Source organism: Polaromonas sp. DSP2-3-2b2 (assembly GCF_049895905.1).
Lineage (GTDB): Bacteria > Pseudomonadota > Gammaproteobacteria > Burkholderiales > Burkholderiaceae_C > Polaromonas.
Map to the genome: position 1 here is coordinate 1 of NZ_JAFCTH010000050.1, position 1,678 is coordinate 1,678.

General features: G+C 59.7%; 1 protein-coding gene. It reads left to right on the top strand.

Annotation, left to right across the window (positions count from 1 at the left end; translation table 11 throughout):
• The first annotated feature begins 526 nt into the window (after positions 1-526).
• Complete coding sequence (locus ACP7AD_RS18475; protein ID WP_426166391.1) at positions 527-1,639, top strand: IS3 family transposase; 1,113 nt, start codon at positions 527-529, stop codon at positions 1,637-1,639.
• Positions 1,640-1,678 lie beyond the last annotated feature (39 nt).

Genomic DNA, 1,678 nt, shown 5'->3' on the forward strand with positions numbered 1-1,678 from the left:
CCCCCCGTGTCAGACTAGTTGCCGCTCCCATGATTGCGGATGATCCGCATTGGAGCGTTATTCATGACAACAAATCGACATTCAACTGAATTCCAAGAACAAGCCCTGAGCAAAGCCAGGCAACGAGGCAAACGCAGCGTCCAGGACGTAGCCAATGATTTGAATATGCCGGTGGGCACCTTGAGAAAATGGATCAGCAAGTCCAACCGAAAGCATGAAGTCGGTGGCCCCGCAGCGCAACTGCCTGACGACTTACCGGCCCAATCGTGGGGCCCTGCCCAGCGCTTGCTTGCGCTGAACCAGACGCATGCCATGACGCCCACACAACTGCATGCCTGGTGCCGGGAGAAGGGGTTGTTTGAGCACCAGTTGAAGGCTTGGGGTGAGGCGTTTTGCAACGCCACAGCGCCTGAATCGCGCGAAGCCAGGGCGGCGTTGCGTGAACTGCAAGTCAAACACGATGGGCTGCAGCGTGAACTGCGTCGAAAAGAGAAGGCGCTGGCCGAAGCCGCAGCCTTGCTGGTGCTTGCTGAAAAAAGTTCCAGGCCCTGTGGGAGGACGAGGAGAAATGACTACTTGCCAACAGCGCCAGACCCTGCTGACGCTGATCCGGCAGTCCTGCGAGAGCGGCGCACGTCTGCAAAAGGCCTGCGCCCTGATTGGGTTGGATGCGCGTACCGTTCAGCGCTGGCAGCACCCTGGCAACCAGCAAGGCGACCTCAGGGTCGGCAACAAACGCCGCATCACCGTGCCGCCCAACAAGCTCAGCGAGGCCGAGAGGAAAGCTGCGCTGGAGTTACTCAACAGCGAGCAATTCAAGGATCTGCCACCGAGCCAAATCGTGCCGCGCCTGGCTGACCAGGGCGTGTATGTGGCGAGCGAGTCGACCCTGTACCGGCTGCTGCGTGAAGTCGGTCAGCTCAGCCATCGCCGCCTGGAGCGGGTGGCGGACAAACGCAGCCGGCCACGCGCGCTGGTGGCGACCGGGCCCGACCAGATTTATTGCTGGGACATCAGCTACTTGCCCACCGAGGTACGCGGCTGTTACTTCTACCTTTACCTGTTTGTGGACCTGTTCAGCCGCCGGATCGTTGGCTGGCAGGTCTACGACTGTGAGAGTGCCGAGCTGGCCAGCCAGCTGCTGAGGGCCATCTGCGAGCGCCAGGGCATCACGCCCCATCAGCTTACCGTTCACTCGGACAACGGCTCCCCGATGAAGGGAGAAACGATGCTCGCTACCATGCAGCGTCTGGGTGTGGCGGCTTCTCGCAGCCGACCGGCGGTCAGTAACGACAATCCTTACTCCGAGGCTTTGTTCAGGACACTGAAGTACCGGCCTCAACTGCCCGTCAAACCGTTCAACAGCCTGCTGCAGGCGCGGCGCTGGGTTACCGGATTAGTTCATTGGTACAACCACGAACATCGCCACAGCGCCATTCGATTTATAACCCCAGCGCAGCGGCACTTAAAACTCGATGAGGCCATTCTGGCTGAACGCGCCAAGGTCTATGCTGCGGCCCGAAACGCCAATCCCAACCGCTGGTCAGGGGGAACTCGCAATTGGTCGCCAATCACCGAAGTGCACCTCAACCCGCAAACACCAAAGGATCAGAATCAAACACAAAAACTAGCCGCTTGAGCATCGAACTTTTTGCGGCAACTACCTTGACAGCGCCCG